A 25,604-nucleotide genomic window follows, 5' to 3' on the forward strand; every position below is an offset into this window, starting at 1 on the left:
CTCGACAACTCCACTCCACTACCGGAGGCCTTCCTCAGCCCCTAACCCCGAGCGCGTGTCGCCCGAATCCAGGAACAACCTCCCTGGACATCACACCTAGTGGTCGATCGCCACGTTGTACTCGATGGCCACGGCCCGCGCCGGCGCTGCGAAGACCATCGTCAGCAGCGTCAGCGCGCTCACAACTCCTCGTCTCATCATGAACGGAGCATGCTCCGCCACGCGGAGCGCCGGTTGCAGGAACCTGCACCTGGCTACCGCGCACTCAGCGCCCGCCGGTCCGCCTGCGCCACCGGGTCCGGGACCGGTGCCGCCGCGAGCAGCCGCCGGGTGTAGTCCTGCTCCGGCTGCCCCAGCACCCGCGTCCGCGGCCCCGACTCGACCAGCCGGCCCTGGTGCAGCACGGCGACGCGGTCGGCGAGCTCGTCCACCACCGCCAGGTCGTGGCTGATGAACAGGCAGGCGAACCCGAGCGACTGCTGCACCTCGCGGAACACCTCCAGCACCGTGGCCTGCACGGAGACGTCGAGGGCCGACGTCGGCTCGTCGGCGATGAGCAGCTCGGGGCCCAGCGAGATCGCGCGTGCGATGGACACGCGCTGGAGCTGCCCGCCGGACAGCTCGTGCGGATACCGCGACACCCAGGACGCCGGCAGCTCGACGCTCTCCAGCAGCTCCGCGGTGCGCCGTTCCAGCTCCGCACCGCGCAGTCCCGCGTGCACGGCCAGCGGCTCGGCGACCGACTCCCCGATCGAGTACCGCGGGTTCAGGGAAGCGGCCGGGTTCTGGAACACCACGCCGACCCGCGACCGGGCGGCGCGCACGGCCCGCGGCGGGTCCTGGCCGAGGCGCGTGCCGACCACGCTCACCGTGCCGGAGGACACGGGGGCCAGGCCCAGCGCGCAGCGGCCCATCGACGACTTCCCGGACCCCGACTCGCCGACCAGGGCGACGATCTCGCCGGGGCGAACGTCCAGCGTGACCCCGTCGACGGCGCGCACGGTCCGCCCGCGCCGGTCGCGGTACTCGACCACCAGGTCCTCGAACGCGAGGGCGGGCCGGTCCGTCCCGACGGCGCCGCTCGGCCGTTCGGGGGTCCCCACACGCGGCACGGCCGCCAGGAGCTGGCGGGTGTAGGCCGCCTCCGGCGCGGCGAAGAGCCGGCGCACGGGCGCCGTCTCGACCACCTCGCCGTGCCGCATGACCACCACGCGGTCGGCGAGGTCGGCCACGACGCCCATGTCGTGCGTGATCAGCACGATCGACGTGGACACCCGCTCGCGCAGCCGGCGCAGCACGTCGAGCACCTCGCGCTGGACGGTCACGTCGAGCGCGGTGGTGGGCTCGTCGGCGAGCAGCACCTCGGGGTCGCAGGCCAGCGCCATCGCGATCATCACCCGTTGCGCCTGACCGCCCGAGAGCTGGTGCGGGTAGAACCGCAGGCGCCCGGCCGGGTCGGGCAGCTCGACCATGCGCAGCAGCTCGACCGCACGGTCGCGGCGCTGCGCGCGGGTCAGGTCGGGCGCGTGCCGCCGCAGCATCTCGTCGAGCTGGAACCCGATGGTGAACACGGGGTCGAGCGCGTTCGACGAGTCCTGGAAGACCATCGCGACGCGCCGGCCGCGCACGTCCTGCAGGGCACGCCGGTCGAGGCCGATCAGCTCGGTGGGCTCCTGGCCCTCGCAGCCCAGGAGCGCGCTGCCGCCCACGGTGGCGTGCCGGCCGAGCAAGCCCAGCAGGGCGAGCGAGGTCACGCTCTTGCCGGAGCCGGACTCGCCGACGACGGCGAGTACCTCACCCGGCAGCACGTGGAAGGAGACACCTCGCACGGCGTGCACGTCGGGCGCGCGCCCGTCGTCGACGCGGAAGGTGACCGTCAGGTCGCGGACGGCGAGCACGGGCGCGAGCACGGGCGCAGGCGCGGGGGCGGCGTCGGTCACGGTTCTCCTGTTCCGTCGGCCGGCTGGGCGTCGCGGTACGCCTCCCAGTCGGCGAGCATCTTGCGGTGGTAGCCGGCGAGCCACTCCATGTAGTTGCGTGCGTTGACGAGCCGCTTGTGCGGGCCCTCGGCGTCGCCGGCGATCGCGAGGCCGTCGTCGATCACCCGGCCCAGGTGGCCGAGGTAGGCCCGCTCGCCCGCCAGGAAGCTGCCCCAGATGTCGTCCTCGACGCGGAAGTAGTGCTGCCGGTCGCCGAGTACCGAGTGCCGCTTGACGAACCCCGTCTCGACCAGCCGCCGGGTCCCGGTGGAGACCGCCCCGGCGCTCGCCTTGAGCAGGTGGGCGATCTGCTGCGAGGACAGGTAGGGCCGGTCCACGATCATCAGCAGGCCGACGATCCGGCCCTCCATGCGCGGGCTGTGCGAGGCGGTCCACGTCAGGGCGAACTGCTCCACGAAGTGCTCGGCGGCGGCGTCGAGGGTCGGCTCGTCGGCGGGCTGGTCAGCGGGGGTGTGGCTGGTCATGGGGCCACCCTAGGAGCCGGGTTCACGATCGACCCCTGGGGTCGAGGACGTCGCGCAGCACGTCACCCAGGGTGATCATCGCCAGCACGGTGACGGTGAGCACGACGCCGGGCGCCACGAGCATGTGCGGCGAGGTCTGGAAGTAGGACTGCGCGCTGGAGAGCTGCAGGCCCCACGAGATCGACGGCGCGTTCAGGCCGAGGCCCAGGAACGTCAGCGTGGACTCCGCGACGATGACGCCGCCCACCATCGTCGTGGCGACCGCCAGCACGGGGCCGAGCGCGTTCGGCAGCACGTACCGGGCCACGATCCGCCGGTCCGGCAGGCCCATGGCCCGCGCCGCCTCGACGTAGGGCGCGTCGCGCACCGCACGCACCGAGCCCCGGACGAGCCGGGCCATGGTGGGCCACGAGAACAGCGCGAGCACGAGCGCCACGGTGACGGCGGACCGGGTGCCGACCGACGTCAGCACCACCACCGCGCCGAGCAGGAACGGGAACCCGAGGAACACGTCGGTCAGCCGGGCGACCACCCGGTCCAGCACGCCGCCGTAGTACCCGGCCAGGGTGCCGACCACGAGCGCGACGAGCAGGGCGAGGGCGGTGCACAGCAGCCCGACGGTGAGGGACGCGCGGGTGCCGTACACGACGTTCGCCCACACGTCGCAGCCCTGCACGTCCGTGCCGAGCACGTGGCCGGCGCCGGGCGGCTGGGCGCTCGCGGCCAGGTCGCAGGCCCGCGGGTCGGGGTGGCCGAACCAGCCGGCGAACGCCGACGGGACCAGGGCGACCAGCGCGAGCACGACCAGCACGCCCGCGGCCACCCAGAACAGGGGCCGACGGCGCAGGGTGCGCCAGGCACCGCGGCGCACGGCGGCCGGCGCGTCCCCGGGAGCAGAGGGTTCGGTCAGGGGTTCACGCAGCGGTTCAGTCATGGCGGATCCTCGGGTCGAGGACGGAGGCGAGCAGGTCGACGAGCAGGTTGGTCAGCAGGAACACGAGGATCAGCGCCGTGGACACCCCGACGATGGTGGGTCCCTCGTGCGCGCGGATCGCCTGGAACAGGAGCTGCCCGACACCGGGCAGGTTGAACACGCCCTCCACGACGACGGTGCCGCCCAGCAGGTAGCCGAGGTCGATCGCGAGGAAGGTGAGCACGGGGATCGACGAGCTGCGCAGCACGTGCACCCCGACCACCTGGCGCTCGCGCAGGCCCTTGGCCCGCAGCGTGCGCACGAAGTCGGTGCGGAGCGTCTCCATGACGGAGCCACGCATGAGCCGGGCCACGGAGGCGAGCCCGAACACGGCGACGACCGCGGCGGGCAGCAGGTACGCCGTCGGCCAGCCCTCGCCGGTGCCCGCGACGGGGAACCAGCCGAGCTCCACGCCGAGCCAGAGCTGCGCGGACACGGCCAGCACGAACACGGGGATCGAGGTGGCCACCACGGTGCCGGCCAGCACGAGGCGGTCGCCGGCGGTGCCAGCCCGCAGACCGGCGAACAGGCCGAGCAGCACGCCGAGGAGCACCTCGATGCCCCAGGCGGTCAGGGCCAGCGTGATGGTGACGGGCCAGCGCAGCGCCATCCGGTCGGCCACGGACTGGCCCTGGAACGTGGTGCCGAGGTCGCCCTGGAGCAGCCCGCCGAGGTAGCGCAGGTACTGCTGGAGCACGGGTTCGTCCAGGTGGTACCGCTCGCGCAGCTCGGCCACCACGTTCGGTGCCAGGGGCCGGTCCCCGCCGAGCGCGGCGATCGGGTCCCCGGGCAGGGCGAACACCATGAGGTAGATGATCAGCGTCACGCCGAGGAAGACCACGAGCAGGTCCACCAGACGCCGGGCGATGCGCCGGGTCATCGGCGTCCGCCCCCGGTGCCCGCCCGGCCGTCCCGGGCGGCGAGCACGTGCGACACGGCGAGCGTGGCGCCGTACTGCACGCCCACGAGCCGCTCGACCGGCAGCACCTCCAGGCCGGTCACGGCCTGTGCGTCGGCGAGCCACGCGTCGTAGACCGCCCGGGCCCGGGTGTGCACGCGGCGCAGCCGGGCCGTGGCGAGACCGGCCCCGGCCTGTGCCTCCAGCGCGCGGACGAGCATGCCGCCGAACCGCAGCCGGAACATCCGCACCACCTCCTCGCTGCTGAACACCTCGGCGCCGGTCGCGGGTCGTGCCGGCAGCCGGGCGGCGCGGGCGAGCTCGCTGGTGCCGGACTGGGTCATCATCGGCACGAACGCCTCGCTGGCCCGCAGGAACGGGCTGCGCAGCGTGAGGTCGTCCCGGGCCTCGTCCAGGAGCCCCGTCAGGGTGGTGCCGAGCTCGACGAGCGCCTCGGCCTTGGCCCGGACGACGTCGGCGTAGTCGGCGGACGTCTCGCTCGTGTCGTCCGCCGACGGGTGCGACCAGTACGGCAGCTCGGCGATCAGGGTGACCGTGCCGTGCCGCCGGGCGTAGGCCGCCGACCCCTCGCCGCCGACCAGCGACGCGGCGTCGAGGCCGAGCGACTTCAGGTAGTCGTACTCGTCCCGGGTCGAGCCCGCGCGGTACACCGCCGGGGCGAGCAGCTCCAGCGCCGGCGACTCCGGCTCACCCGTGTCGAGCGGCAGGCCCAGCGCCGCGGGCACGGCGTGCAGCGGCCCGACGGCGTCGGGCAGGTCCTCGCTGAGGTAGTAGTACACGCCGCCGAGCTCCGCGTTGTGCAGGCTGACCATCAGCTCCGGGCGCAGCTCGTCGATCAGGCGCATGAGCGCCTGGGTCTCCGGGATCACGTCGTCGAAGTACGCGTCCTCGTAGGCGAACGGGAACGTCCACTCCACCTGTTCCGCCGGCGCGGGGCGGTAGAAGCCCCGCGCGTAGGCGGCCCGGTCGGCGGGGTCGCCGAACCAGGACTCGTTGAGCCGGGTGCCGTCCGGGTCGATGCAGGGCACGAGGTGCCACGTGGCGTCCGTGGCCGCGCGCAGCCCAGGGTCGGCCACCAGCTCGGCGGCCAGGTGCTGCAGCGTGCGGAACCCGATGGGCTCGTTGGGGTGCACGCCCGCGAACAGCAGGTGCGGCCGCGGCCCGTCGCCCACCGAGAACATCTCGATCGGCTCCCCGAGCCGCGACGTGCCCACGCGCCGCCGCCGGACGACCGCCGGGTGGTCGTCGGCCAGGGCCGCGAACCAGTCCAGCAAGGCGTCGACGGTGGGGAAGTCGGTGGTCGGGGGGACGGCGCGGGCCCGGTCGAGCACGTCGTCGAGCAGGCCCGCGTCGAGACCCCCGTCGGTCAGCGGGCGGCTCATGCGCCCTCGGCGAGCACGACGGCGGAGAACGTCGGGTTGCCGACCGCCGACGTCGGCAGCTCGGCGACCCGCTCGGAGGTGACGTAGGAGTACGTCTCGAAGAACAGCGGGGGCGCGGGGAAGTCCGCCAGGAGGCGCTCCTGCACCGCCGCGTACGCCTCGGCCGCCGCGTCCGGGTCCGCCTCGGCGTCGGCGGCCGCGATCAGGTCGGCCACGTCGTCCTCGTAGTAGGGGATGCAGTTGGGGCAGCCGCCGTTCTCGACGTAGAACGAGCGCAGCGTGTTCTGCTGGCTGGGGTAGAGAGCGCCCCAGCGGGAGAAGAACGGCCCGTCGATGTCGCCGGCCGTGCGCTTCTCGGAGAACTCGGCCCAGTCGGCGCTCGGCGTGGCGACGGCCTCGACGCCCAGGTTCTGCCGCAGCTGGTTGGCGATGGCCTTGTACAGCTCGTCGAGCCCGATGCCGCCCGGGAAGTAGATGTCGATGGTGCCGTCGAACCCGCCGGCCTCGTCCAGCAGCGCCTTGGCGGCGGTCGGGTCGTACTCGCAGAACTCGCCGCAGATGCCCTCGGGCGTGCCCGCCTCGACGGCCGGCGTGAACGCGGTGGCCGGTGTGTACAGGCCGCCGTAGACCACCTCGGAGATGGTGTCGCGGTCGATGGCCATGGAGATGGCCTGGCGCACCCGCACGTCGGAGTACCGCTCGTCCCACAGCGGCAGGCCGAGGTAGGAGATGCCCGGGGCGTCGAACGTGTACAGGCGGTCGCCGAAGTCGGCGGAGGCCTGCGGCAGGCGCGCCGCCGGAACGCTCGCGACGTCGATGTTGCCCGCCTGGACGTCGGTGTACGCGGTGGTGGCGTCGGCGTAGGGCACGAACGTGATGGCGTCGACCGTCGGCTCCGGGCCCTGGTAGTCCGCGTACGCCTCGGTCTCGATGGGCTCGTTCTCCACGTAGTCACCCACCACGGCGAACGGGCCGTTGCCCACGGGGTGCCGGTTGTAGGCGTCCATGTCCTCCAGGGCGGAGGCGGGCATCGGGTACATGGCGGTCTGCGCCTGGCTGACCTGCATCGGGAACTGGCCGTCCGGGCCCTCCAGCGTCACCGTGAAGGTCAGGTCGCCCGTCACCTCCAGGCCGGACATCTCGGTGGTCTTCGGCTCGCCCTCGGCGGGGTTCAGGTCGTCGTACCCCGTGATCCCGGCGAGCTGGCCCGAGTTCTCGAACGCGTCCGGCCCGTAGGCGACGGCGTTCCAGGAGTCGACGTACGACTGGGCGGTGACCGGCGTGCCGTCGTGGAACGTCCAGCCGTCGCGCAGCGTGACCGTCCAGGTGGTGGCGTCGTCCGACTCGATGGACTCGGCGGCCACGTAGGTGAGCTCACCGTCGGCGTCGACCCAGGTCAGGGGTGACCAGACGGCCATGTTCAGGTCGTAGGCCACGGTCTGGCGGGCGGGGATCGTCTGCAGCGGGTCGGTGACGGCGACGCTGATCGATCCGCCGCCGCCGGTGCCGGCGTCGTCGTCGGCTCCGGCCGTGCCGCAGGCGGACAGGGCCAGCGTCAGCGCGAGGACGGTCGCCAGAGGGGGGAGCGGCCGGTGTCTCGGGTTCATGGTTCCTCCACGGGTAGTGCGCTCTCGCGCACCGGGTCCAGCTCGGGTGCCGAACAGTTGAGCGCACCTCGCCGATCAAGGTCAATGAAGTTTCAGAAGGAAATGAAAGTTTTACGCGGCGGTCACACGTCCAGGCCCCCCGGGAGTGGTTCGATACCCCTGTGATCCACACGAGCGACTACGAGATCCAGGACGAGGCCCGCGTGCGCGACCTCGTCCGCGACCACGGCTGGGCCACCCTCGTCTCCGTGGCCGACGACGGCGCCCCGGTCGCCTCCCACCTGCCCGTGCTGCTGGAGGAGACGGCGCCGGGCGAGCCGATGAGCCTGCTCACCCACGTCGGCCGGCCCGACGAGGTGCTCCACTCGCTCGACAGCGGCCGCGAGTCGCTGCTGGTCGTCCAGGGCCCGCACGGCTACGTCTCGCCCGGCTGGTACGCGATGACGCCGGCCGTACCCACCTGGGACTACCTCGCGGTGCACCTGTACTGCACCGTCGAGCTGCTCGGGCCGCAGGAGACGTACGCCGTGCTGTCCGACACCGTCGACCGGTACGAGTCCGTCATGCCCGAGCCCGTGCGGCTCCCCGCCGTCGAGGAGTACGCGCACCGCATCGCCAAGGGCGCCGCCGGGTTCCGCCTGCGCGTCGTCCGCTGGCAGGGCAAGGCCAAGCTGAGCCAGGACAAGCCGCGCGAGGTGGTGGAACGGGTCGTGGCGGCGCTGGAGACGGACCCGCACTACGCGCAGCCGGCGCTCGCGGACGAGGTCCGCGCGGAGCTGGCCCGCCGCCCGGCGGACGCGCCATGACGGCTCTGCTCCTGACGAACGCCCGCCTGGTGGGGGACGGCCCCGCGGACGGGCTCGTGGACGTGCTGGTCCGGGACGGGGTGGTTGCGGGTGTCGCGGCGGCCGGACGGCCGGGTGACAGCGGGGTGGAGCGGGTCGATCTCGGCGGGCGGTTCGTCCTGCCCGGCCTGTGGGACGCGCACGTGCACCTCACCCAGTGGGCGCTGGTGCGGCGCCGGCTCGACCTGTCGGGCGCGGGATCGGCGGCTGAGGTCGTCGCGCTGGTGCGCGACCGGCTCGCGCAGCGGCCGCCCGAGCCCGGCACGGCGCTGGTCGGCTACGGGTTCCGGGACGCGCTGTGGCCCGACGTCCCCACCGCCGCGCTGCTCGACGAGGCGGTGGGCGAGGTGCCCGTCGTGCTCGTGTCCGGCGACCTGCACTGCGCCTGGCTCAGCACGGCCGGGCTGCGGTTCGTGGGTGTCGGGACCCACCCGACCGGGGTCCTGCGCGAGGCCGAGTGGCTGCCGCTGGCCGCCGCCGTGGACCGGGTGCCGGACCACCTCGCGGACGCCTGGGTGGCCGACGCCGCCGCGGCAGCGGCCGCACGTGGCGTGGTCGGCGTCGTCGACCTGGAGATCACCGACAACCTGACGGCCTGGCGGCGCCGGTTCCGTGCCGGGTTCGACGGCCTGCGCGTGCGCGCCGGTGTCTGGACGTCCTGGCTGGACGACGTGCTCGCGGAGGGACTGCGCACCGGCGACGTGCTGCCCGGTACCGGCGGGCTGCTGGAGCAGGGGCCGTACAAGGTGGTGACCGACGGCTCGCTCAACACCCGCACCGCCTACTGCCACGATCCCTACCCGGGCCTGACCGGGCCCGAGGCGCACGGGATCCTCTCCGTGCCGCCGGCCGAGCTGGTCCCGCTCATGCGGCGCGCCCACGCCGGCGGCCTGCGCTGTGCCATCCACGCGATCGGCGACCACGCCAACACCCTCGCCCTGGACGCCTTCGCCGCCTCGGGGGCACGCGGCTCGGTCGAGCACGCGCAGCTCCTCGACGACGCCGACCTGGCGCGCTTCGCCGAGCTCGGCGTCGTCGCGTCCGTCCAGCCCGAGCACGCCCTGGACGACCGCGACGTCGCCGACCGGCACTGGGCCGGCCGCACCGGCCGCGCCTTCCCGTACGGCGCCCTGGCCGGCGCCGGGGCCGTGCTGGCTCTCGGCTCGGACGCGCCGGTGGCACCCCTCGACCCGTGGATCGCGGTCGCGGCGGCCGTGCGCCGCACGCGCGACGGCCGTCCGGCCTGGCACCCCGAGCAGCGAATCGGCCTGGCGACCGCCCTGGCGGCCTCCACCGACGGCCGCGGCCTGCGCCCGACGGCGGGAGCACCCGCCGACCTGGTGGTGCTGGACGCCGACCCGCTGACGGCCGGTGCGGAGACTGCCGCGGTGGCGCTCCGGGAGATGCCGGTGGCGGGCACGCTCCTGTCGGGCCGCTGGACGCACCGGGCGCTCTGACCTCGGGGCCGGCCTCTTCACGGGCTGCTGTGGCGGGTCGGCAGGGCCCGACGGACGATGGGCGGGCCGGCCGAGCCCGGTCCGGCGTCCCCTGCCCGAAGGTACCGATGAGCGATCCCGAAACCGGCTCGGAGCGCGAGCAGCCGGCCGTCACCCGCCGGCTGCTCGACACCCTGGAACGAGCAGTCGCCCCCACGGAGGTCCGCACCCTCGTCCTGATCTGCGACGACCGCCCGGTCGTCCTGGGCCGCCGCGTCCGGGAGCGCTACCCCGGTGCGGACCTCACGGTCCTGTCCGAGGGGTGGCTGCCCGACGTGCGGAACCCGGCCTTCGGTCTGCTGCGGTTCGACGACGACCACGACGTGCTGCTCGCCCTCGCCGGCCTGGTGCCGGCCGACCTTGTCGTCGACCTGCGTGCCGGCCGGCCGGAGGCCGTCCGCGCCACGTTCCACCGCGCGTTCCTCACCCTGGCCGACGGCGGCCGGTACGTCACGCGCCAGGAGCCCGGGCACCGGCCCGAGGACGGCGACCTGGTCGACGAGGTCCGCGAGCTCGCCCGCCGCCGGGCCCTGCCGACGCCGCGGCGGCGCGCCCTGAGCACGGCCCTCGAGCTGGGCCTCGGGCGCGCGCTGGCGGGCGTCGCCGTCGACGAGGAGCTGCTCGTGCTGCGCAAGAGCGGGGAGCACGTGATCAAGCTCGGCGTGGACGACACCCGGGTGGCTCTCGCGGCCCGGGGCGTCGAACCGCGGGTGATCGCGCGCGTCGCGCCGGAACGGCACGAGTCCGCGTCGACCGTCTGGTCCAGCGACGCCGGGCTCGCCGCCGAGCGCCTGAGCGGGACCATCGAGGTGGGCGAGCTCACCTGCACGGCCTACGACCACGTGCTGGTGGCCCCGCAGCAGGTCGCGGTGCTGGAGCGGCTGCTGCTGCCCACGTCCTACTTCCTGCCCTGGCAGCCGGCGCGCAAGACGTTCGGCATGCGGTACCACGGTCACGACTTCTCCGCGCTCGAGGCGGACGACGGCGCGCCCGCCGACCTGCCGGGCACCTACTACCACCTGGACAACCAGGTGCCCGGCCACTACGGGCACGTCATCACGCACGACCTGTCCAAGCTGTGGGCCTGGGACGCGGCGCTGGCCGAGTACCCCGACCTCAAGGTGCTCCTCAGCCCGAGCACGGAGACCGGCGAGGTGCCCGGCTACACGTACGAGCTCCTGGCGGCGTTCGGCATCGGTCCCGAACGGGTCCACGTGATCACCGGCCCGGTCCGTGCCGAGCGGCTGGTCACGGCGACCCAGGCGTTCCAGCAGCCGCAGTTCCTCAGCCCGGTGGCGCGTGACGTCTGGGCGCGGGTGGTGGCCGGCCTGCTGCCGCGGGCGGGGGACGACCCCCTGCCGCAGCGGGTGTTCGTCTCGCGGCGTGCCGCGGCGCGCCGGCGCTGCCTCAACGGCGACGAGGTGGAGCGGCGGTTCCGCAAGGCCGGCTTCACGGTGGTCTACCCCGAGGACCTCACGCTGCCCGACCAGGCCCGGCTGTTCTCGACCGTGACCACGATCGCCGGGTATGCCGGCTCGGGACTGATCAACACGGTGTTCTCGGCGGGCCCGGCCACGCGCGTCGTGCTGGCCTCCAAGAGCTACTGGGCCACGAACGAGTACCACATCGCGGCCCTGTACGGGGGCGACCTGCACTACTTCTGGTGCGACCCCGTGCCCCCCGGGGAGGGCGAGGACGGCGCGGACGGCCCGGCCCCGGCCTACAACCCGTTCCACGCGGACTACGTGTTCGACGTGGAACGGGACGGCCCGGCGCTCGACGCCCTGCTGCGGTCGCTCGCGCCCCGGCGGATGTTCGGGCTGAGCCGGTCAGGCGGTCGCTGACCGCCGGGCCACCTCGGCCGCCACCTCGGGGTCGGAGCTCGGCGTCGTGACGCCGTACCGCAGCAGGTACCCGATGCGGGACTCCCGCACGTGCGCGGCCATGAGCTCGGCGGCCCGCTCGCCGTCGCCGGCGTCGATGGCGCCCACGATCACGCGGTGGTCGGGCCAGAGGCGCTTGCCCCGTGACTGCATGTCCGCGGCGTAGAGCCACTCGATCTTCCACGAGAGCTGGCGCAGCAGCCGCGTCAGGGTGGCGCTGCCGCTGAGCTCGGAGATCGCGATGTGGATCTGGTCGTTGATCGCGACCAGCGGGTCCAGGTCGTCGGCCGCCACGTGCGCGTCCCCGGCGTCGAGCAGGCCGGCGATCTCCCGGCGGATGCGCCACCAGTCCTCGGGGCTCTCGTCGCCCGAGTACAGCGCCGCCGCCCGGCGGGCGGCCCCGCGCGCGGTGGCCACCTCCAGCGCCTCGCGCACCGCGAAGAGGTCGTCGGCGTCGCCCGCCGGGATGGGCGCGACCCGGGAACCGACGTGCGGGCGGGAGTCGATGAACCCCTCGCTCTCCAGCCCCCGCAGCGCCTCCCGGACCGGGACCCGGGAGACGTCGTACCGCTGGGCCAGCGAGGCCTCGGTGACCCGGGCGCCGGGCGTCAGCACGCCCGCGATGATGTCGCGCCGGATCGCGTCCTGGACCGACACCGGCCTCACGGGCCCGGCGGGCCCGGCAGGTTCGGCAGGGACGGCGAGCGCGGGCTCATCGGGCGAAGGCGGCACCGGGGATGGCTCCTAGCAGGTCTCGGGTGTAGTCGGCACGCGGTGCGTGGAACACGTCGTCGACGGACCCCTGCTCCTCGACGCGGCCTTGCCGCAGTACCACCACATTATCCGCTATGCCGCGCACCACCGCGAGGTCGTGGCTGATGAACAGGTACGACACGCCGAGCCGTTCCTGCAGGTCAGCCAGCAGGTCCAGGATCTGCTCCTGGACCAGCACGTCGAGCGCCGAGACGGCCTCGTCGAGCACCAGCAGCTCCGGCCCGGGGGCCAGCGCCCGCGCGATGGCCACCCGCTGGCGCTGCCCTCCGGACAGCGCGCCCGGGTGCCGCTGGGCGACGTCGCGCGGCAGCGCCACCTGGTCCAGCAGCTCGGCGACCCGCGCCGCGCGGGACGCCCGGTCCCCGATGCCGAAGATCCGCAGGGGCTCGTCGATCACCCGCTCCACGGTGTGCGTCGGGTCGAGCGACGCGTACGGGTCCTGGAAGACCGGCTGCACCCGGCGCCGCAGCTCCCGCCGCTGCGCGCGCGACGCCCCGGCGATGCTGCGCCCCTCGGCGCCCCGCACGTGCACCAGGGCCTCGCCCGAGGTCGGCGTCTCCAGGCCGAGCAGGATGCGTGAGACGGTCGTCTTGCCCGAGCCCGACTCGCCCACCAGTGCCGTCGTGCCGCCGCGGGGTACCGCGAACGTCACGTGGTCGGCGGCGCGCAGCACTCCGCCGCGCCCGCGCACCCGGTACTCCTTGACCAGGTCGCGCACGGTGACCACGGCGTCGTCCTCGCCCCGGTCGCCCACGCCCCCGGCCGGCGCCGTCCGCTCCTCGGTGCGGGCGACGACGGCGGGCGCCGCGGCGACGAGCCGCCGGGTGTACTCGTGCTGCGGGGCACGCAGCACCTGCTCGGGCGTGCCCTGCTCGACGATCCGCCCGTCGAGCATGACGATCACCCGGTCCGCGCGGTCGGCGGCCAGCCCCAGGTCGTGCGTGACCAGCACCATCGCCGTGCCGTGCGCCTCGGCGAGCGCCACCAGGTGGTCGAGGATGCGCCGCTGCACGGTGACGTCCAGGGCGGAGGTCGGCTCGTCCGCCAGCAGCAGCTCCGGGGCGCGCGCGAGCGCCGTCGCGATGAGCACCCGCTGCCGCATGCCGCCGGAGAACTCGTGCGGGAACTGCCGGGCACGCCGCTCCGGCTCGGGCACGCCGGCCTCGTCGAGCAGCTCGACCACGCGCCGGCGCACGGCGGCGCCCCGCAGGCCGTCGGCCCGCAGCGCGTCGGCCACCTGGTCGCCCACGCGCATGGCCGGGTTGAGGTTGGTCCCCGGGTCCTGCGGCACCAGCGCGATCCGGCTGCCGCGGACGGTGCGCATGCGCGCCTCGCCGGCCGCGGCGAGGTCCTCGCCGTCGAGCTGGATCGTGCCGCCCGTGATGCGGCCTGCACCGGGCAGCAGCCGCAGGAGCGCGGCGACCACCGTGGACTTGCCCGAGCCGGACTGGCCCACGATCGCCACCCGCTCGCCGCGGGGGGCGGGGGGGGGGGCGGCGCGCCCCGCCCCCGCGGGGGGGGGGGGCCCCCCCCGCCCCCCCCCCCCGGGCGGCCGGGGGGGGGGCGCCCCCCGCGGCCGCGCGCGCGGGGCCCGCGGGCGCCCCCCCCCCCCGCCCCCGCCCCCGCCCCCCCCCCCCCCCCCCCCCCCCCCCCCCCCCCCCCCCCGCCCCCCCCCCCCCCCCCCCCCACGACCGGCGTGTCGCCGTAGGACACGTTCAGTCCGCGGACGGACAGGAGCGGTGCGGCGTCAACGTCCTGCGGCATAGCCCTGTGCCCCTCTCGGGTTGGCGGCGGCCCCCAGGAGGCCGGTGGCGGGGTCCCGCGTGACGGCGGACAGGCGGCCGAGCGCCCAGTCCCCGGCGCGGGTCACGACGTGGCCGCGGCGCTCCAGGCCCGCGATGACGTCGTCGCCCAGCCGGTCCTCGACCACGGCGCCGCCCGGCGTCCACGTGCGGGGCCAGAAGGAACCGGGGAACGACGTCGTGTGCAGGGCGGGCGCGTCGATCGCCTGCTGTGGCGTGTACCCGCCCACCAGCACGCGGAGCAGGAACAGGAGCTGCCACTGGTCCTGCTGGTCGCCGCCGGGGGAGCCGAGCGCGATCAGCGGCTCGCCGTCGCGCAGCACGAGCGTGGGCGTCAGCGTGGTGCGCGGCCGCCGCCCGGGCGTCAGGGCCGACGGCGACGCCTCGTCCAGCCACGTCATCTGGAGCCGCGTGCCCAGGCAGAAGCCGAGGCCGGGCACCGTGGGGGAGGACTGCAGCCAGCCGCCCGACGGCGTGGCCGAGACCATGTTGCCCCAGCGGTCCACGACGTCGATGTGACAGGTGTCGCCGCGGGTGGCGCCGGTGTGCTCGGGGGAGTCGGGCTCCGCGCCGCGGGCCGGGTCCGTCGAGACCTCCACCGTCGGCTCGCCCACTCCTGCGGCCGCCCCGCCGCCCGGCGCACCCGGCAGCGACCCGGCAGGCGCGCTCGTGGCGTACTCGGTGCGCAGCACCGGCACGGGCGGCGTCGGGCGGCCCGGCACGTCACCCGGACGCACCTCGTGGCTCGCGGTGTCCGCGATCAGCGCCCGGCGCCGCGCCGCGTACTCCTCGCTCAGCAGGTATGCCAGCGGCACGTCGTCGGCCGCCGGGTCGCCGTACCAGACGTCGCGGTCGGCCATCGCGAGCTTCTGCGCCTCCAGGACCGTGTGGGCGCCGAGCTCCGTGGACGGGTCCAGGGCGGCGTCGTCCATCCCCTCCAGGATCTTCAGCGTGGCCAGCAGCGCGGGGCCCTGGCCCCACGCGCCGGTCTTGGCGATCGTGTACCCGCGGAAGGTCACGGTGGTCGCGTCCTCGTAGGACGCCTCGAACGCCGCCACGTCAGCGGCGGTCATGACGCCCGCGTGGTCGGCGCCGTCGGCGTGCCGGTGCGGCGTGGCGACGAACTCCTCGACGGCCGCGCCCACGCGCTCGCGCCAGGCGGCGCGCGCCAGGTCGATGGCCTCGGCCCGGTCCGTGGCCCCGGAACCGGCGGCGACCACGGCGTCCAGCAGGTCGGCGTACTCCGGGTTGGTGACGATCGTTCCCGGGGCGGGTACCTCGCCGTCGGGCAGCCAGCGGGCGGCCGAGGTGGGCCAGTGGTCGCGGAACAGGTCGGCGACCAGGGCGACGGTCGCGCTGACCCGGCCGAGCACCGGGTGCCCGTCGCGGGCGTACCCGATCGCGTAGGCCAGCACGTCGCCCAGGTCCCACGTGCCGTGGTCGCGCAGGAGCAGCAGCCAGGCGTCCACGCTGCCCGGCACCGCCGCGGCCAGCGCCCCCGAGCCGGGCACCAGGTCGAGGCCCTCGGACCGGTAGTGCTCGATGGTCGCGCCGGCGGGTGCCGGGCCCTGGCCCACCAGCACCCGCGGGTGCGCCGGCTCGTCCGCCGTCACGAAGACGCCGGTCATGTCACCGCCGGGCCCGTTCAGGTGCGGCTCCACGACATGGAGCACGAAGGCGCCCGCGACCGCGGCGTCGAAGGCGTTGCCGCCGCGCTCCAGGACGGCCTGGGCGCTCGCCGTGGCGATCCAGTGCGTGGACCCCACCATCCCGAAGGTGCCCTTGAGATCGGGTCGGGTGGCGGCGGCTGCGGGCGGGGTGAAGGACGTCATGACGCTCACTTACGGTCGGTGGTCGGGTCGAGGGCGTCGCGCAGGGCGTCCCCGAGGAGGTTGAAGCCGAGGCACAGCGCCACGATCGCGAGACCGGGGAACAGCGCCGCGGTGGGCGCGCGGCCCAGGTACTGCTGCGCGTCCGAGAGCATGATGCCCAGGCTCGGCGTGGGCGGCTGGATGCCGAGCCCCAGGAACGAGAGCACGGCCTCGCCCAGCACCGCCGTCGGCATGATGACCGTGGCCTGGACGATGATCGCGGACAGGCAGTTGGGCAGGATGTGCTGGGCCAGGATCCGCGGACCGGACGCGTCCATCGCGGTGGCGGCCAGCACGAACGGGCTCTCCGCCAGCCGCAGCGTCTCCGCCCGCACCACGCGCACCATGGTGGGCACCTGCGCGATGCCGAGCGAGATCGCGGCCCCGGCCAGGCTCGGCCCGTTGATGGCGGCCAGCCCCACCGCGAGGATGAGGAACGGGAACGCCAGGGTCACGTCGGTCAGGCGGGAGACGGGCCCGTCCAGCCACCGCCAGTACCCGGCGGCCAGCCCGAGCGGCGTGCCGACGACGACGGCGAGGCCCACCGCCACGACCCCCACCATGAGCGAGGCCCGGATGCCGTACATCATCCGGGACAGGATGTCGCGGCCCAGGTCGTCGGTGCCGAGCGCGTAACCCACCGTGCCGGGCACCTGGAACGGTGCGTCGAAGTGCACCTCGGCGGGTCCGTGCGGCGCCAGCAGGGGCGCGAGCAGCCCGGCCAGCACGACGACGGCGAGCATCGCGGCGCCCGTGATCGCCTGCGGCGTGCGCAGCCGGGACAGCAGGCGTCGCGGGCCGACGACGGCGGGCGCCGGCTCGGGCGCGAGATCGCTGTGCTCGATAACGGTCATGAGCGGCCTCCCACCCGGATCCGGGGGTCGATGACGGAGTACAGGACGTCCACGGCCAGGTTGACCAGCACGTATCCCACCGTGGTGAGCACGACGACGGCCTGGATGACCGGGTAGTCACGCTGGAAGACGGCGTCGAGCGTGAGCTTGCCGAAGCCGGGCAGGGCGAAGATCTGCTCGGTCACCACGGCCCCGGAGATGAGCCCGCCGAGCTGGAGCCCGGCGATCGTCACCACGACGATCAGGGAGTTGCGCAGCCCGTACCGCAGCAGCACCCGGGAGCGGCCCAGGCCCTTGGCGCGGGCGGTGCGCACGTAGTCGGTGCGCATGGCCTCGATCATGGACGCGCGGGTCTGCCGCATGATGACGGCGGCCAGCCCGGTGCCGAGGATCAGGGCGGGCAAGGTGAGGTGCAGCAGCCAGCCCAGCGGGTCCTGCATCAACGGCACATAGCCCGACGCCGGGAACAGCCCCAGACCCACGCACAGGTACAGGATGGCGAGCATGCCGAGCCAGAAGTTCGGCACGGACAGGCTGGTCAGGGCCGCTGCGTTCGCCATCCACTCGGGCCAGCGCCCGCGGTAGCGCTCCGCGAGCAGACCGAGCGCGACGCCGGTCACGACGGCGACGACGATCGCGTACAGGGACAGCCAGAGGGTCACGGGCAGCGTGGCACCGATCATGTCGGCGACCGAGGCCCCGGTACGGGTGGACTCGCCGAGGTCGCCCGAGGCGACCTCGGCGAGGAACCTCCCGTACTGCACCCAGACCGGCTGGTCCAGGCCCAGGTCGGCGCGGATCATCGCGAGCCGTTCCGGCGTGGCCTCCTCGCCCGCCATCGCGAGCGCGGGGTCGCCGGGCAGCAGGCGCACGCCCAGGAAGATGACCATCGACGCCAGCAGGAGCGTGACCGCCGACTGGCCGAGGCGGACGAGGAGGTAACGACGCATCCTCAGCCTTCGCCTGCCTCGACGAACGCGGCGTGGCTGAGCCGCACCACGCCGTCGGCGTAGGTGGAGATGCCCGCGACCTCGTCGGCGTGGCCGGTCAGGTTGCGCGTCCGGTAGAGGTAGATGATCGGGGCGTCCTCCTGGACCTGGGTGACGACCTGCCCGTACAGGTCGGCGCGCTCGGCCGGGTCGATCACGGTGGCCGCCTCGGTGAGCAGGTCGTCGACCTCGGGGTTGCTGTACCCGGAGTAGTTGTTGCCGGCGCCCGTGGACAGGAAGTTGTACATGTTGCCGTGCGGGTCCACGCGGCCCGACCAGCCGAGCTGCAGCAGGTCGAAGTCGCCCTGCTCCTGGACCTCCAGCAGCGAGGAGTACTCGACGGGCACGATCGTCAGCTCGAAGCCGCCGTCGGCCACCGACGCCTGGACGGCCTGCGCGAGGCGCAGGGTGTCGGGGGTGTTGGTCACCTTCATCTCGATCTCGTACGGCACCTCCACGCCCGCCTCCTCCAGGAGCGCCCTGGCACCCTCAGGGTCGTGCTCCGGGCAGGCCTCGCTCGCGTCGGTGCTGAACGGCGACGCGGGGGAGATGGGGGAGCAGGCCGGGTCGAACCGGTCGTTGAAGACCGACTTCACGAGCTGCTCGCGGTCCACCGCCATCGACAGCGCCTGGCGCACGCGCGGGTCCGTGGCGATCGGCGTGTCGATCTGGCCGGGCGGGTTGCCGACGCCGTCGGTGTTGCCCACGTTGACCGTCATCGCCTGGTAGCCCAGCGAGCCGACCTCCAGGAGCCCGACGTTCTCGTCGTTCTCCAGCTCGCCGAGGTCCTGGGTCGAGATCGTGTCGGCCACCTGCACGTCGCCGGAGCGCAGGTTCGCGGCGCGGATGCTCGCGTCCGTGATGATGCGGTAGGTGATCGAGTCCAGGTGCACGTTCTCGGCGTCGTAGTACAGGGGGTCGCGCTCGACGGTGATGGACGTCTGGGGCACGCGCTCGACGAACTTGAAGGCGCCCACGCACACGGGGTGCTCGCCGAAGTCGTCGCCGGCCTTCTCCAGCTCCGTGGGCGACATGATCATGCCGGCCCGGTCGGCCAGGACCGCGGTGAGCGGGGCGAACGGCGTCTCGTAGTCGATCTCGACGGTGTGCTCGTCCACGGCCGTCACCTCGGTGATCGGGCCGAGCTCGCTGCGCCGGGACGAGTCCTCCTTGGTGAGGTGGCGCTCGATCGAGGTCTTGACGGCGTCGGCGTCGAAGGGGGTGCCGTCGGCGAACTGCACGCCCTCCTTGAGCGGGAACGTGACCGTGAGACCGTCCTGCGAGACCTCCGGGAGCTCCGTGGCCAGCATCGGGACGATCTCGCCGGCCTCGTCGATGTCGTAGAGCTTCTCGCACATCGTCTCCATGACGTAGCGCGTGTAGAGCGACGAGGAGGTCGTGGGGTCGAGCACGTCGGGCTCGGCGGACAGCGCCATGACGAGGTCGCCGCCCTCGGTGATCGTGCGGCCCTCCAGGGAGGTGCCGGTGACGTCGGCCGTCTCCTGGGCGGGTCCGGTGCTGGTCTGCACCTCCTGGCACCCGGACAGGACGAGGGCCGCGGCCAGGAGACCGGCGGCGGGGGCGAGCGGGCCGCGCAGCCGCGGCGGAGGAGTGCGCACTGGGAGAATCCAATCCGGGTCTGACAGGGACGATTGCATACAATCACTCGTTGATTCAACTGTGTGTATGCAATGTGTTGCAGTCCTGTTAAACCTCGGTGACACGGTCCACGCCCTCGCGACGCGGCCGGGCGCAGGCTTTCCGGCGGGTGAATCCTCTGGGTAGAGTCACGCCATGGAAAAGGACAATGAGGTCACTTTGCGCCAAGGCGGCACGGAGGCGACGGCTGAGGCCGGGTACGAGGGCGCGGTCGAGAAGCCTCGCTGGCGGATCATCGGTCCCGGCCTCGTCGTGGCGGCGACCGGCATCGGCGCCGGTGACCTCGTCGCCACCATGGTCGCCGGCAGCAACTACGGGTACGCGCTGCTGTGGGCGGTGATCCTCGGCGTCGTCGTCAAGATCGCGCTGGTCGAGGGCGCGGGCCGCTGGACGCTCGCGACAGGCCGCACCATCTTCGACGGCTGGAAGTCGCTCGGCCTGTGGGCCGTCGTCTACTTCGGCGTCTACGTGGTGGTGTGGGGCTTCAGCTACGGCGCGGCGGCGATGTCCGGCGTCGGCCTGGCGCTGAACGGGCTGTTCCCCGGGGTCGAGGTGCGGTACTGGGCCATGCTGGCCGGCGTCGCCGGCCTGCTGCTGGTCTGGTTCGGCAAGTACAAGCCGTTCGAGAACGTCATGGCGGTCCTCATCGGCGTCATGTTCGTGACCGTCGTGGGCTCGGCGGTGCTGACCACGCCCAACCTGGGTGAGATCGCGGCCGGCCTCGTGCCGATCATCCCGGAGGGTGCCGTGCTGAACACGCTCGGCCTCGCGGGCGGCGTCGGCGGCACGATCACCCTGGCCGCCTACGGCTACTGGCTCACCGAGAAGGGCTGGGACACGCCACGGTGGATGCGCGTGATGCGCCTCGACAACGCCTGGGCGTACGTGATGTCCGGCGTCTTCGTGATCTCCATGCTGATCGTGGGCTCGGAGCTGCTGTACTCGGCCGGCCTGGCCGTGGCCGACGGCGAGCAGGGGCTGGTCGACGTCGCGGACGTGCTGGCCCAGCGGTACGGCGCCTTCATGGCGCCGCTGTTCCTGGTGGGCTTCTTCGCGGCGACGTTCTCGTCGGTGATCGGGGTCTGGCACGGCGTGTCGCTCATGTTCGCCGACTTCGTGGCCACCATGCGCAACCTGCCCGCCGACGACCGGCGCCGGGGCGCGGGCGGCACCTACTACCGCTGGTACATCCTGTGGCTCACGTTCCCGCCGATGCTGCTGCTGTTCCTGGACAAGCCGATCCTGCTCGTCGTGCTCTACGGCGCGCTCGGCTCCCTGTTCATGCCGTTCCTGGCGCTGACGCTCCTGTTCCTCATGAACTCGAAGGCCGTGCCGGCGCAGTGGCGCAACCGCTGGTGGGTCAACGTGATCCTGGTGCTGGTGGCGGCGATGTTCCTGGTCCTGGGCGGGAACGAGCTGATCAAGGCGGTGGCGCCGGTGTTCGGGGGCTGATCTCCGTCAGGCGGTGCCGCGCAGGTCGAGGAAGCCGGCGACCTGCCGGGCCACCGTGCCGGGCGTCTCGTAGTGCGTCAGGTGGCCGACGCCGGGAACGAGTACCTGGCGCGCGTCACGGAACAGGGCGAGCAGCTCCCGCTGGTCGCGCACCGGCGCCAGGTCGTCCCGGGAGCCGCCGACGAGGAGGGTGGGCACGTCGATGTCCGCCGCCCACTCGCGGACGCTGCCGGTGATCGAGGCGCGGAACGACTCCAGGAGCGAGCGTCGGGTCGCGAACCCGGCGAAGTACCGTCCGTGCTCCTCGTGGATCCAGCGGCGCAGCGCGCGGTCCGGCGTCCGAACCATGGCGACGCTCGCGACCCGGGTGAGCGCGGCGTGCCGCAGGAGGGCGGTACCGGTCGGTTCGGGCAGGGCCCCGGCCAGGTCGTGCAGGACGGCGGTCGCCCCCGTGCTCACCCGGCCTCGGCCTGACAGGGGCGGCCGGGGAATCGGGTTGATCAGCACGAGCTCCCGCGCCAGGTGTCCGGCGTCCGGTGCGTCATCGGCCACGGTCGCGCCGGACATCGCTGAGGCCGCGACGACCGAGCCGAACGAGTGGCCCATCAGCACCGACGTCCCGTCGGGAGCCACCTCTCGGAGCAGCTCGCGCGCCCAGGCGGCATAGGCGGGCACGTCGTGCCGTCCCGGCAGCGCGGGTGACGCGCCGAACCCGGGCAGGTCGGGCACCGTGACCCGGAGGCCCGGGCGCTCCCGGAGCAGGTGCGCCACGATCGGCTCGAGCCCGTGGTGGTCCCCGCGGAACCCGTGCAGCGCCACCATGTGGTCGGTGGCGTCGTCGGGCCCGTACTGCCACACGTGCGTCGTGCCGCCGCGCAGCGCGAGCTGCGAGCGCGCCACGGGGGTCGCGGCGATCAGCGCCGCGTACGGGGAGGGGAGCGGTCGGCGTGCCATTCCCGAGAGCCTAGCCACCCGTGACGCCCCAGATCACGGGGATGACCGAGGCATTCACGAAAGCCGGGACGGCCCGGGGGTGAACCCGACGAAAAGGTCGGGGGTGAACCCCAGATGAATAGGGGGAGACCCCTATGGTTGGCGAGTGCCGGGCCGGTCAAGATGGAGCCCATGACGATCCTCGCCATCGGCCTCACGCTCGTCGGAGCGGTGTGCTTCGCGGTCGCCTCGGTGCTCCAGCACCACGCCGTGACGACCACCGAGCACCCCGACGTGCTGGACGGGACCCGCGGGGCCACGCGACCCGGCGAGCTCGCGGGGCGGCGGAACCTCAGCACCCGGCACCTCCTGGCGATCGTCCGGCGACGGCGCTGGCTCCAGGGCGCGGGGCTCGCCGGCATCGGGTCGCTCGTCAACGGTTTCGCCCTCCTGCTGGCTCCGCTGCGCGTGGTGCAGCCGGTCGGCGTCCTCGCCGTCCCTCTGGCCGTGCTGCTCTCGGCCGCACGAGCCCGCCGCAGGCCCTCGCGCGGTGTCCTGCTCGGCGCCGCACTGACCGTCGGGGGCGTGGTCGTCTTCGTCGTGGCGTCGGCGGGCTCGGCCACCACGCACACCCCGACCGCCGCGGCGACCGTCGTGGCCGGCCTCGTCGTCATGGGGCTCGTCGCCGTCCTCGCCGTCGCCGGGCTGTCCCGCAGCGGCCAGGGGCCTCTGCGCTGCCTCGCGCTCGCCAGCGCCGTCGCCGTCGCCTACGGCCTCCTCTCCGCGCTCGTCCGGGTCGCGGCGCAGGCCGCTGCCGACACCGGGATCCTGTCGCCGCTCGTGCTGGGGTGCGCCGCCGGCGCCCTCGTCGCGTTCGCTGTCGGTGCGTGGCTCGTGCAGCACGCCTACCACGCCGGTGCGCCGGAGATCGTCATCGCCTGCCTGACCGTCGTCGACCCGATCGTCGCCGTCCTGCTGGGTGCCGTCCTGCTCGGCGAGGGATCGTCGACCCCGGTCACGGCTTGGGTCATCCTCGGCGCTGCGGCCCTCACCGCGACGGTCGGAGTCCTTACCCTTGCCCACCATCACCCGGATGCGGTGGCCGCCCGCGCCGAGCGCGAGGACACCCTCGCCGTCGGAGCCTGAGCCGCCCAGAGCCTGACCTGAACGCCTGAACGCGCATCGTCCAGACCAGCCCCACCCGGGGCGGAATCATGGGAGTCCCTACAGTGAACATGCTCCGGATCCTCGTCGCCGCCGACACGTTCGCCCCCGACGTCAACGGCGCCGCACGCTTCGCGGACCGGCTCTCCGCCGGGCTGGCGGGCCGCGGCCACGAGGTGCACGTCGTCGCCCCCTCGCCCACGGGCGGCGCGGGCGTCGAGATGCGCGACGGCGTCGTCGTCCACCGCCTCGCCTCGCGGCGCATGCCCGGGCTCGACGCGATGCGGGTGTGCCTCCCCTGGGAGGTGTCCTCCGAGGTGAAGAAGGTCTTCGGGGACGTGCGCCCGGACGTCGTGCACACCAACGGGCACATGCTGCTCGGCCGTGCCGTCGTGCAGCAGGCGCTGCGCGAGGAGGTGCCGCTCGTCGCGACGAACCACCTCATGCCCGAGAACATCGTGGGCTACCTGCCGCTGTTCGGGCCGCTCCGCTCCGTCTTCGCCGAGTGGATGTACCGCGACCTCGGCCGCGTCTACTCGCGTGCCGACGCCGTCACAGCGCCCACCGCCCGCGCCGTCGAGCTCATCAACCGCCGCGCGGGACTGACCGCGGCCTTCCCCGTCTCCAACGGGATCGACGCGGAGTCCTACGACCAGGCCCGCGTCGCGGTGGCCGCGCGCCGGAACACGCCCGGCGGACCCGACACGCTGTACGAGCCGACCGTGCTGTTCGTCGGCCGCCTGGACCAGGAGAAGCGGGTCGACGAGCTGATCCGGGCGTTCGCCCGCATCGCCCCGGACGTGCCCGGCCGCCTGGAGGTCGTGGGCGACGGCGCGTGCCGTGCCACCTGGGAGGCGCTCGCGGACCGGCTGGGCGTGGCGCACCGGGTACGGTTCCTCGGCCGGGTGTCCGACGACGACCTGATGTCCGCCTACGCCACCGCCGACGTGTTCTGCATGCCCGGCGTCTCCGAGCTGCAGAGCATCGTCACCATGGAGGCGATGGCCGTGGGGCTGCCCGTGGTCGCGGCCGATGCGATGGCGCTGCCGCACCTGGTCCGGCCCGGCACCAACGGCGAGCTGTTCACGCCGGGCGACGTGGCCGGCCTGGCCGGCCACCTGAGGGCGCTGATGACCGACGTGACGCTCCGCGAGCGGTACGGCACCGCCGGCCGCGAGCTCATCGAGGCGCACGCGATGGGCGCCACCCTCGGGATCTTCGAGGCGCTCTACGAGAAGGTGATGAGCGGGACGCCGGTGGCCGCATGACCGTCGGCCCCCGGCGCGTCGCCGTGGTCTGCGACTACGCCCTGGACTACCTCGGCGGCGCGCAGACCGCCCTCGTCGAGCAGGTCGCGGCGCTCACGGCGCACGGAGCCGAGGTGGTGGTCGTCGCACCCTCGTCGGCCTCCGCCGCGGTGCGCGCCGGGCTGGGCGAGGGCGTGACCTACGACCGGGTGCCCGCACGCTGGGTGCTGCCCGGTCTGGCGCTGCCCGTGGTGCCGAACTCGGCGAGCCTGCGCCGCCGGCTGGCGGCCGTGCTCACCGAGCGCCGGATCGAGGTGGTCCAGCTCCACTCCGAGTTCGGCGTTGCCGCCGCCGCGGCCGCCGTGGCGGCCGACCTGGGGCTGCCGGTGGTGCACACCGTGCACACGTTCTTCTGGCAGACGGACCTGCGACCCCAGCGGATCGTCGCCGCGCTCGTGCGCGCGTTCCACCGTGGCATCACCGGACTGCGCCCGACCCGAGTACACCTGGCGGACCGGCCGGGCGACAGCGCGCTGCGCAACATGACCCTCGGCGTGGCCCGGCAGGCCGACCTGGTCGTCTCCCCCTCCGCCCACCAGGCGGCGCGCCTGCGGGCCGCCGGGCTGGAGCACGTGGCCGTGGTGCCGAACACCGTCACGCCGCCGGGCCCGGCGGCACAGCCGCTGGAGCAGGTCGACGGTCCGCTGCGCGTGGTCTGGATCGGCCGCTGCGAACCGGAGAAGCGGGTCCTGCCCTTCGTCCGGGCGCTCACCGGCGCACAGCGCCGGCTGGGTCCGGGCCGGCTGCACGGCGTGGTCGTGGGCGACGGGAGCCAGCTCGCCGCGGCACGCCAGGCCGCGGGCGACGCCGAGATCGAGTTCCTGGGCCGGCAGGAGCGTGACCGGATTCCGGGGCTGCTCGCCGGGGCGCACCTGGCGGCCCTGACCTCGTACGGGTTCGACAACCAGCCGATGACGATCGTCGAGGCCGTCACCGCGGGACGCGGGGTGCTGTACTGCGACCCCGCGCTCAGCGAGGGGCTGGCCGGACCGGGTATCCAGGTGCCGGTGGACGAGGAGGGGATGAGCGCGGCCCTGGTGGACCTCGCCGGGCGGCCCGACCTGGTCGTGGCCGCCTCGGGAGCCACCGAACGCGCGCGGGCCGAGTTCGCCCCGGCGACGCACGCCCGGCGGATGCTGGAGCTGTACACCGACGTGACCGTCCGGACCCGCGCTGCAACGGACGTTCGGGTAGGGTGATTTTTGACCGTTACCGTTCCGTGATCTAGGG

Annotated in this window: 19 protein-coding genes and 1 pseudogene; 7 read left to right on the plus strand and 13 right to left on the minus strand. The window is 74.0% G+C overall.

Going from position 1 to position 25,604, the window contains the following annotated elements:
- Nucleotides 1–254: 254 nt before the first annotated feature.
- Genes ACIBBF_RS15590 through ACIBBF_RS15615 form a run of 6 tightly spaced genes read right to left on the minus strand, consistent with a single transcriptional unit; the run spans nt 255 to nt 7,345 of the window.
- Nucleotides 255–1,940: a dipeptide ABC transporter ATP-binding protein gene (locus tag ACIBBF_RS15590; protein ID WP_397414846.1), complete on the minus strand. Its 1,686-nt coding sequence runs from the start codon at nt 1,938–1,940 to the stop codon at nt 255–257.
- Nucleotides 1,937–2,464 (minus strand): GbsR/MarR family transcriptional regulator, encoded by a 528-nt coding sequence (locus ACIBBF_RS15595; RefSeq protein WP_397414849.1) that lies wholly within the window; start codon nt 2,462–2,464, stop codon nt 1,937–1,939. Before ACIBBF_RS15595 ends, ACIBBF_RS15590 begins: the two co-directional genes overlap by 4 nt.
- Nucleotides 2,465–2,486: 22 nt before the next feature.
- The gene (locus tag ACIBBF_RS15600) at nt 2,487–3,398 is read right to left on the minus strand and encodes an ABC transporter permease (protein WP_397414851.1); all 912 of its coding nucleotides are present in this window, start codon (nt 3,396–3,398) and stop codon (nt 2,487–2,489) included.
- Nucleotides 3,391–4,317: an ABC transporter permease gene (locus ACIBBF_RS15605; RefSeq protein ID WP_397414854.1), complete on the minus strand. Its 927-nt coding sequence runs from the start codon at nt 4,315–4,317 to the stop codon at nt 3,391–3,393. Before ACIBBF_RS15605 ends, ACIBBF_RS15600 begins: the two co-directional genes overlap by 8 nt.
- Nucleotides 4,314–5,738 carry a M14 family zinc carboxypeptidase gene (locus ACIBBF_RS15610; protein WP_397414857.1) on the minus strand — a complete coding sequence of 475 codons (1,425 nt, stop codon included), beginning with the start codon at nt 5,736–5,738 and terminating at the stop codon, nt 4,314–4,316. The genes ACIBBF_RS15605 and ACIBBF_RS15610 overlap by 4 nt, the downstream gene beginning before the upstream one ends.
- Nucleotides 5,735–7,345, minus strand: coding sequence for an ABC transporter substrate-binding protein (locus ACIBBF_RS15615; protein WP_397414860.1), 1,611 nt, complete (start codon nt 7,343–7,345; stop codon nt 5,735–5,737). The genes ACIBBF_RS15610 and ACIBBF_RS15615 overlap by 4 nt, the downstream gene beginning before the upstream one ends.
- A gap of 161 nt (nt 7,346–7,506) precedes the next feature.
- On the opposite strand from ACIBBF_RS15615, the gene ACIBBF_RS15620 reads away from it, so the two are divergent.
- The 3 genes from ACIBBF_RS15620 to ACIBBF_RS15630 all read left to right on the plus strand — a co-directional run bounded on the left by ACIBBF_RS15620 (nt 7,507) and on the right by ACIBBF_RS15630 (nt 11,530).
- The gene (locus tag ACIBBF_RS15620) at nt 7,507–8,151 is read left to right on the plus strand and encodes an FMN-binding negative transcriptional regulator (RefSeq protein WP_397414863.1); all 645 of its coding nucleotides are present in this window, start codon (nt 7,507–7,509) and stop codon (nt 8,149–8,151) included.
- Nucleotides 8,148–9,647, plus strand: coding sequence for an amidohydrolase family protein (locus ACIBBF_RS15625; RefSeq protein WP_397414865.1), 1,500 nt, complete (start codon nt 8,148–8,150; stop codon nt 9,645–9,647). The genes ACIBBF_RS15620 and ACIBBF_RS15625 overlap by 4 nt, the downstream gene beginning before the upstream one ends.
- A gap of 107 nt (nt 9,648–9,754) precedes the next feature.
- Nucleotides 9,755–11,530 (plus strand): glycosyltransferase family 61 protein, encoded by a 1,776-nt coding sequence (locus tag ACIBBF_RS15630; RefSeq protein ID WP_397414868.1) that lies wholly within the window; start codon nt 9,755–9,757, stop codon nt 11,528–11,530.
- Here the strand turns inward: ACIBBF_RS15630 and ACIBBF_RS15635 are convergent.
- The 6 genes and pseudogenes from ACIBBF_RS15635 to ACIBBF_RS15660 all read right to left on the minus strand — a co-directional run bounded on the left by ACIBBF_RS15635 (nt 11,516) and on the right by ACIBBF_RS15660 (nt 19,478).
- Complete coding sequence (locus tag ACIBBF_RS15635; protein WP_397414871.1) at nt 11,516–12,226, minus strand: GntR family transcriptional regulator; 711 nt, start codon at nt 12,224–12,226, stop codon at nt 11,516–11,518. The genes ACIBBF_RS15630 and ACIBBF_RS15635 overlap by 15 nt on opposite strands.
- A 55-nt stretch (nt 12,227–12,281) precedes the next feature.
- A pseudogene (locus ACIBBF_RS15640) lies at nt 12,282–13,817 on the minus strand (dipeptide ABC transporter ATP-binding protein); the annotation flags it as partial.
- Nucleotides 13,818–14,090: 273 nt separating this feature from the next.
- Nucleotides 14,091–15,977, minus strand: coding sequence for a gamma-glutamyltransferase family protein (locus ACIBBF_RS15645; RefSeq protein ID WP_397414874.1), 1,887 nt, complete (start codon nt 15,975–15,977; stop codon nt 14,091–14,093).
- 5 nt (nt 15,978–15,982) lie between these two features.
- Nucleotides 15,983–16,870 (minus strand): ABC transporter permease, encoded by an 888-nt coding sequence (locus tag ACIBBF_RS15650; RefSeq protein WP_397414876.1) that lies wholly within the window; start codon nt 16,868–16,870, stop codon nt 15,983–15,985.
- Entirely contained in the window at nt 16,867–17,820 is a 954-nt protein-coding gene (locus ACIBBF_RS15655; protein WP_397414879.1) for an ABC transporter permease, read from the minus strand. The genes ACIBBF_RS15650 and ACIBBF_RS15655 overlap by 4 nt, the downstream gene beginning before the upstream one ends.
- 2 nt (nt 17,821–17,822) lie before the next feature.
- On the minus strand, nt 17,823–19,478 hold the full coding sequence (locus ACIBBF_RS15660; protein ID WP_397414882.1) for an ABC transporter substrate-binding protein: 1,656 nt from the start codon (nt 19,476–19,478) through the stop codon (nt 17,823–17,825).
- Nucleotides 19,479–19,653: 175 nt separating this feature from the next.
- On the opposite strand from ACIBBF_RS15660, the gene ACIBBF_RS15665 reads away from it, so the two are divergent.
- Nucleotides 19,654–20,970, plus strand: coding sequence for an Nramp family divalent metal transporter (locus tag ACIBBF_RS15665; protein ID WP_397414884.1), 1,317 nt, complete (start codon nt 19,654–19,656; stop codon nt 20,968–20,970).
- A 6-nt stretch (nt 20,971–20,976) separates the two neighbouring features.
- Here the strand turns inward: ACIBBF_RS15665 and ACIBBF_RS15670 are convergent, their stop codons facing one another.
- Nucleotides 20,977–21,924 carry an alpha/beta fold hydrolase gene (locus ACIBBF_RS15670; protein WP_397414886.1) on the minus strand — a complete coding sequence of 316 codons (948 nt, stop codon included), beginning with the start codon at nt 21,922–21,924 and terminating at the stop codon, nt 20,977–20,979.
- 171 nt (nt 21,925–22,095) lie between these two features.
- On the opposite strand from ACIBBF_RS15670, the gene ACIBBF_RS15675 reads away from it, so the two are divergent.
- The 3 genes from ACIBBF_RS15675 (at nt 22,096) to ACIBBF_RS15685 (ending at nt 25,573) form a co-directional block, all read left to right on the plus strand.
- A complete protein-coding gene (locus tag ACIBBF_RS15675) occupies nt 22,096–23,049 on the plus strand; it encodes a hypothetical protein (protein ID WP_397414889.1) in 954 nt (317 codons plus the stop codon).
- An 89-nt stretch (nt 23,050–23,138) separates the two neighbouring features.
- Nucleotides 23,139–24,335, plus strand: a complete 1,197-nt coding sequence (locus tag ACIBBF_RS15680; protein WP_397414891.1) for a glycosyltransferase — start codon at nt 23,139–23,141, stop codon at nt 24,333–24,335.
- Nucleotides 24,332–25,573, plus strand: a complete 1,242-nt coding sequence (locus ACIBBF_RS15685; protein WP_397414893.1) for a glycosyltransferase — start codon at nt 24,332–24,334, stop codon at nt 25,571–25,573. Before ACIBBF_RS15680 ends, ACIBBF_RS15685 begins: the two co-directional genes overlap by 4 nt.
- Nucleotides 25,574–25,604: the final 31 nt, after the last annotated feature.

Source organism: Promicromonospora sp. NPDC050880, assembly GCF_044456525.1.
GTDB lineage: Bacteria > Actinomycetota > Actinomycetes > Actinomycetales > Cellulomonadaceae > Promicromonospora.